This is a genomic window from Acinetobacter sp. RUH 2624 (assembly GCF_000162375.2).
GTDB lineage: Bacteria > Pseudomonadota > Gammaproteobacteria > Pseudomonadales > Moraxellaceae > Acinetobacter > Acinetobacter nosocomialis.
In genome coordinates this window covers 1,598,108-1,604,270 of the sequence record NZ_KI391939.1, presented here as the reverse complement: position 1 = coordinate 1,604,270, position 6,163 = coordinate 1,598,108, and the positions used below count along the sequence as shown (strand labels likewise).

General features: G+C 40.0%; 4 protein-coding genes and 2 pseudogenes. 1 reads left to right on the top strand and 5 read right to left on the bottom strand.

The genetic code is table 11. From position 1 onward, the window contains the following. Positions 1-453: 453 nt before the first annotated feature. From HMPREF0014_RS14265 to HMPREF0014_RS14250, 4 genes and pseudogenes are all read right to left on the bottom strand, one after another. Positions 454-1,176, bottom strand: coding sequence for a glutamine amidotransferase (locus HMPREF0014_RS14265; RefSeq protein WP_002048996.1), 723 nt, complete (start codon positions 1,174-1,176; stop codon positions 454-456). 164 nt (positions 1,177-1,340) lie between these two features. Then, a complete protein-coding gene (gene eutC / locus HMPREF0014_RS14260) occupies positions 1,341-2,156 on the bottom strand; it encodes an ethanolamine ammonia-lyase subunit EutC (protein ID WP_002049027.1) in 816 nt (271 codons plus the stop codon). A 10-nt stretch (positions 2,157-2,166) separates the two neighbouring features. Next, positions 2,167-3,552: an ethanolamine ammonia-lyase subunit EutB gene (locus HMPREF0014_RS14255; protein WP_004886560.1), complete on the bottom strand. Its 1,386-nt coding sequence runs from the start codon at positions 3,550-3,552 to the stop codon at positions 2,167-2,169. 16 nt (positions 3,553-3,568) lie between these two features. Then, a pseudogene (locus HMPREF0014_RS14250) lies at positions 3,569-3,916 on the bottom strand (ethanolamine permease); the annotation flags it as partial. A gap of 54 nt (positions 3,917-3,970) precedes the next feature. Between HMPREF0014_RS14250 and HMPREF0014_RS14245 the strand changes: the two are divergent. Then, positions 3,971-4,903 (top strand): IS5-like element ISAha3 family transposase, encoded by a 933-nt coding sequence (locus HMPREF0014_RS14245; protein WP_004812228.1) that lies wholly within the window; start codon positions 3,971-3,973, stop codon positions 4,901-4,903. A gap of 52 nt (positions 4,904-4,955) precedes the next feature. Here the strand turns inward: HMPREF0014_RS14245 and eat are convergent. Then, positions 4,956-6,053: pseudogene (gene eat / locus HMPREF0014_RS14240) on the bottom strand (ethanolamine permease); the annotation flags it as partial. Positions 6,054-6,163 lie beyond the last annotated feature (110 nt).

Here is a 6,163-nt window from a genome sequence, read left to right as displayed (position 1 = left end):
CAACATGTTGTGAGTAGATAGTTGAGATTGCTTATCTCTTACTTTTTCGCAAGACGAACAACATATTGTGAGTCAACAACAGATATTAAAAAAGCCCAACTGTAAGGTTGGGCTTTTTTCGGAGGTCTTCTCATCATAATATTCTTTTTCTTTATGATTTCGCTTCCTTGGCAAAAGAGCTTAGGTAGGATTAATCACATAAAAGTAAAGAACTAATAGTATGAGAAGCATTGTTGAAAGCATTAAGTAAGTATTGACCGTATTAAAGCTTTTAAGAAACTTCCAGATATCCATAGTAAATCAGCGTATATTTTATGTTACAAATTAATAATACACTGAAACTTTTCTGAAATGTTTCTAAAAATAAAATATAAAGTTTCTTTGTTTAAAAAATAGTCATAAAATACCAAGTGGTAAAAAATAATATTCATTAAACATTAGAAATTACTTCACTTATGCACTATAACCAATTCTTTTCAAGAATTTTTGAATTAATTCAAATGCAGCGTGTTCAAGTGCAGGGGCATATTCGATATTTTGCTCACGCAATTTAGGAATGGAAATTCCAGCATTACGAAGTTCACATGTGTGACCAATAAGCCATTTTTCAAAGTTTTCTTGAGTCGTCTCAATGTGGAACTGTAAAGCAAGAATATTATTACCCACTTCAAAGGCTTGGTTAGTATAAATATCTGAACTCGCCAAAAGGGCTGCATTTTCAGGAAGGTCGAAAGTATCACCATGCCAATGTAAAACATGGATATTATTAAGCAAAGGCGATAATACCTGATTAGGGCGTAAACTTAAGCTTAAAGCTCCCCAGCCAATTTCTTTTTGATGGCCTGCATATACTTTGGCACCAAGTGCATGAGCTATAAGCTGTGCACCTAAGCAAATGCCAAGTGTTGGTTTATCTGCTGCCAAACGTTGTTTGAGTAAAGCGATTTCATCTTTTAAAAATGGATAATCTTCAGTTTCATAAACTCCAATTGGACCACCTAAAATAATAGTTAAACCGTCATGGGCGAAAGCAGGAGTTAAATCATCTACACCAGCTTCAAAATAACGGACGCGAAAACCAAGTTGATAAAAGACATCTTCTAATGAACCTAAGTCTTCGAAAGCAAGATGCTGAATGGCATAAATAGTTTTAGGAAAGGCGTTTGTAGTACTCATACAAATGATTCATAGAAGATCAATAGGTGGAGTATAGCGATAAATATAAAGAAGAAAATATCCATATAAATCGTCAATACCTGAAAATTGCTATTTTTCGTTAAGATAATCTTGTTACGCAGAAATATTTTGTAGGTAAGAAATATCTATGCGTAACCTACTATTTAAAATAAAAGCTTTGAGTTTTCATTATGGTCGATATTTGAAAGTTGATGTTCATCTTTTAAATTTACTCCTGAAAAGCCAAGCTGCTTCGATTTTTTCATGAGTGCCATTAAACGTTGTACCGCAACTGGAATACTTAAGCCTGCTGAACGGACGTTGGAAATACAGTTGCGTTTGGAGTCAAGGCAACCTGAATATGCATTCCATGTGTAGTAAACTCCCATACTGTCAGGAGAACTTAAACCTGGGCGCTCTCCAATAAGCATAACCAGCATGGAGGCTTTAAAAATTTCTGCAACTTCATCGCCTAAAGCAACTCGGCTTCCTGTTGCAAATATAATTGGCGCAAGGCTCCAGTTTTCTTGTTGAATATGTTCGCTTAGCACTGCAATAAATGCGATAGCATTTGCTTCAATCGCTCTTGCAGAGAGGCCGTCACCTACCACAATACAAACATCATACTGCTGTGGTTTTTTTGCATACTCTTTAATTAAGGCTTCTTTTGATAGATTTGAAAGTTGGCGTCCCAAATCTGGGCGTTTGAGATAAATTTCTTTATTAGCGGCATTACTTTGAACATGAAGAGTTTGAAGTTGCTTTTGCTGTAACTGTTCAGACAAGTAGGGAACATCCATATGTTGATAAACAGCATCTTTTGCTTGCGCATGAGACAACTGGAACTCAAGTAAGGCCCGTGTTGGGATACTGCAACCAGCACGACCTAAAGCAATACGGGCATCAGTAAACTCTTTAAGTTTTTCCCACTGATCCTGATGGGTAGAGGACGGATATTGAATATCACGGTTCAGTTTCATGGTGTTCCCCCTAGTTCATGAGCAGACGAGAGAATTGGTCAGGCATGTGGTCTGCCCAACAAATTTGAGAGTTTTGCTGTTTAAAAATCCCTTGTTGTTCAAGCCAAGCGGAGAACTCAGGAGCGGGTTTTAAACCGAGGAGTTGTCTTAAATAGAGAGCATCATGGAATGAAGTGGTTTGATAGTTGAGCATGACATCGTCCGAACCTGGAATTCCCATAATGAAGTTAATGCCTGCGGCGCCAAATAGAGTAAGAAGTACATCCATATCATTTTGGTCGGCATCGGCATGGTTGGTGTAACAAATGTCGCAGCCCATCGGTACTCCAAGCAACTTACCGCAGAAGTGATCTTCTAAACCTGCACGTATAATTTGTTTACCGTTAAATAGGTACTCGGGGCCAATAAAGCCGACGACTGTATTTACCAAAAGCGGGTTATATTTACGAGCCACTGCGTAGGCCCGAGTTTCTAATGTTTGCTGGTCAACGCCGTGATGTGCATTGCTTGATAGGGCACTCCCTTGACCCGTTTCAAAATACATAACATTTTGTCCAATGGTTCCGCGCTTGAGTGCGAGTGTGGCTTCATATCCTTCTTGTAGTAAATCGAGTGAAATTCCAAATCCTTCGTTTGCCAGTTGGGTGCCGGCAATTGATTGGAACATTAAATCAATCGGTACATTTTTTTCAGCCAGTTGAATGCCTGAGCTGATATGCGTAAGTACACAAGATTGCGTTGGAATTTGATATTCCTGAATGACATGATCAAGCAATTTCAGTAGCTCTGACAAATTATGCAGGTTATCCGTGGCAGGGTTAATGCCAATTACGGCATCACCATTGCCATACATCAACCCATCTAAAATACTGGCTGAAATACCGAGCACATCATCGGTAGGGTGGTTGGGTTGTAAACGGGTAGAAAGATGTCCTTTTAAACCAATTGTGTTGCGAAATTGGGTGACCACTTCACATTTGCTGGCGACATAAATCAAATCTTGATTGCGCATAATTTTGCTGACAGCAGCCACCATTTCTGGAGTTAAACCTGATGCTAAAGCTTTTAAGCTTTCTGCAGTGGCATCTTCTCCAAGTAACCAATTTCGAAAATCGCCTACTGTAAAGTGTGAAATAGGGGTAAAGGCTGCCAGATCATGTTCATCAATAATCAGTCGTGTAATTTCATCAGTTTCATAATCGATTACAACTTCATTTAAAAAGGTTTTTAATGGCACATCAGCCAAAGTCATTTGTGCCGCAACATGTTCGGTTGCATCTCTGGCAGCTACACCGGCTAACTCATCGCCTGAACGTAACGGTGTAGCTTTGGCCATTAACGTTTTTAGGTCAGCAAAGTGATACTGTTGATTGGCGACAATATTGCGATAACTCATAGTTACATCCTTTTATTTATAGTTCTTGTTCTGCGGCTTTAATATTTGCAAACTCTTCTTCTGGTGTTCCTTTCACTAAATGATAGCGGCTGTAGAACAAGAAGTAAGCAATAAATACGACATAGATACCGGCAGCAATAAACCACACTTTCGGATTAACAACAAAACCTGCGACCACAGCAGCGACTGCTAAAACTAGTGCAATGCTTGAAGTGATGATTCCTCCTGGAGTTTTATAAGGACGAGGCATATCGGGTTTAGATAAGCGCAGTTTGATGTGGGATAAAAGAATCAGCACATAAGAAATAGTTGCACCAAAGACCGCGATTAAAATGAGTGAATCGCCTTCTTTTGTGAGTGAAAGGGCTTTGTTGCACAAAGCTATTCTTGAAGGCTTCTTCAGTAATATAATTTCCAGATGAAGAAGCCTACACCTAAAATCTATCGTACAACCAATTGGTCCTCGTATAACCAAGCTTTAATCAAGCGAGGAAATATTTCAATCTGGTTTGATCCTAAGACGCAATGGTATGCACAACCACAAGGCAAGCAAGGACGAAATCAAACTTATTCCGATACAGCGATTCAATGCTGTTTAATGATCAAATCTCTATTCCGTCTTTCTTTACGTATGGTTACTGGCTTTGTTCAAAGCCTGATTAAACTCTGTGGCTTGAATTGGACAGCACCAGATTACTCCACCCTTTGTAGACGACAAAAGCATATTGATATTGCGATAAGCTATCAGAAAAGTCATGATGGGTTACACCTACTTGTCGACTCTACGGGTTTAAAGTTTTTAGGTGAAGGCGAATGGAAGCGTAAAAAACATCAGCCTGAATACCGTCGGCAATGGCGTAAACTGCATATTGGTATAGATGCTGAAACACTGCAAATACGTGCCGTTCAGCTTACTACAAATAATGTCAGTGATTCACAAGTACTAGGTGATTTACTGGATCAAATTCCACTAGATGAGCGAATAGATTCTGTCTATACCGATGGCGCGTACGACACGAAGTGCTGCAGAAAAGTGATTTCAGATCGTCAAGCACATGCAGTAATTCCACCCAGAAAGAATGCCAAGCCCTGGAAAGATTCTAAAATAAGTTCAATAGAACGAAATGAGTTACTTCAAACGGTTAAACATTTAGGCAGAACCCTATGGAAAAAATGGTCGGGTTATCACCGTCGTAGTTTGGTGGAAACCAAGATGCATTGCATCAAATTATTAGGTGATAGGCTGACGGCAAGACATTTTCAAAGTCAGGTCAATGAAATTCATGCGCGTGTGGCAGTTCTGAATAGATTTACGGAATTAGGTAGACCTCGCACCCAAGTTGTGTCTTAAATTTGAATGGATTGGGGAGAACTCAGCTTTTGAATGTTTATGCAACAAAGCCGAGTGAAAGTAAGAACCCGATAATGCCCGGAATAATAATTGCAAGATAAGGAGCTTTATTTTTATTGGTTAAAGAGAGTGAAGTAGGTAAGTAGCCAGCTCGTGACAATGCAAAGATTTGACGCGAATAGGCATAGATAATTGAGAAGAAACTTGCGATTAAACCAGCTAAACCCACAAAGTTTACGAATGTCGCAAGCCAAGTGTTGGTGCCATAAACTTTAACCAAAGCATCTACCAGAGGGGCGCCTGAGTTTTGTAAGGTACTTGCACCCGCCGCACCTGCACCCAAGAACAAAATGAGCATAGCGAATGCAGTTAAGATGAGCATTGCACCGATTAAACCGCGTGGCAGAGACTTGGCTGGATCTTTTGCTTCTTCTGCTGCTAACGGCACACCTTCTACTGCAAGAAAAAACCAGATAGCAAAAGGAACTGCGGCCCAGATGCCTAAATAGCCATGAGGTAGAAAACGACTTGCACCAGTTGCTGTGCTAACGGGAATATCTAAAAGGTTTTGTGCATTAAAGTGTGGAATCATTGCTGTAATAAATACAACAAGAGCAACAGCAGCGACTAGCGTAATGGCAAACATGATTTTTAAGGCTTCGCCGGCACCTTTGAGATGTATCCCCATAAAAATGGCATAACAGGCGAGGTAAATCATCCAGCCATTAATACCAAATAGAGATTCGCAATAACCCCCAATAAATACGGCAATAGCGGCAGGCGCAATTGCGTATTCAATTAAAATCGCCGTACCTGTTAAGTAGCCTCCGAAAGGACCAAAGGCAGCACGTGCAAAACTATAACCGCCACCTGCTGTCGGCATCATGGTGGACATTTCCGACATAGAAAGACATAGACATAAGTACATAAGCGCAGCAAGAGCAGTGGCAATAAACATACCACCCCAACCACCTTGGGCAATACCAAAGTTCCAGCCGGCAAAATCACCTGATATCACATACGCTACGCCTAAACCAATCAGGAGTAACCAACCCACCGTACCTTGTTTAAGTTGACGCTGAGCAAAATATTCTGCTGATGAGACTTCTGCACTTGAAGAAATAACGGAAGCTGTTTCTGGTTGATTCATACAATACTCCTGCGAGTTGGTTTGTATGAATGAATGCAAAAGCAATGCCTAAATGATGTGCTTTAAATATTAGATGACGCTTTTTTATTCCGGATAGTAAAAATTTGAGA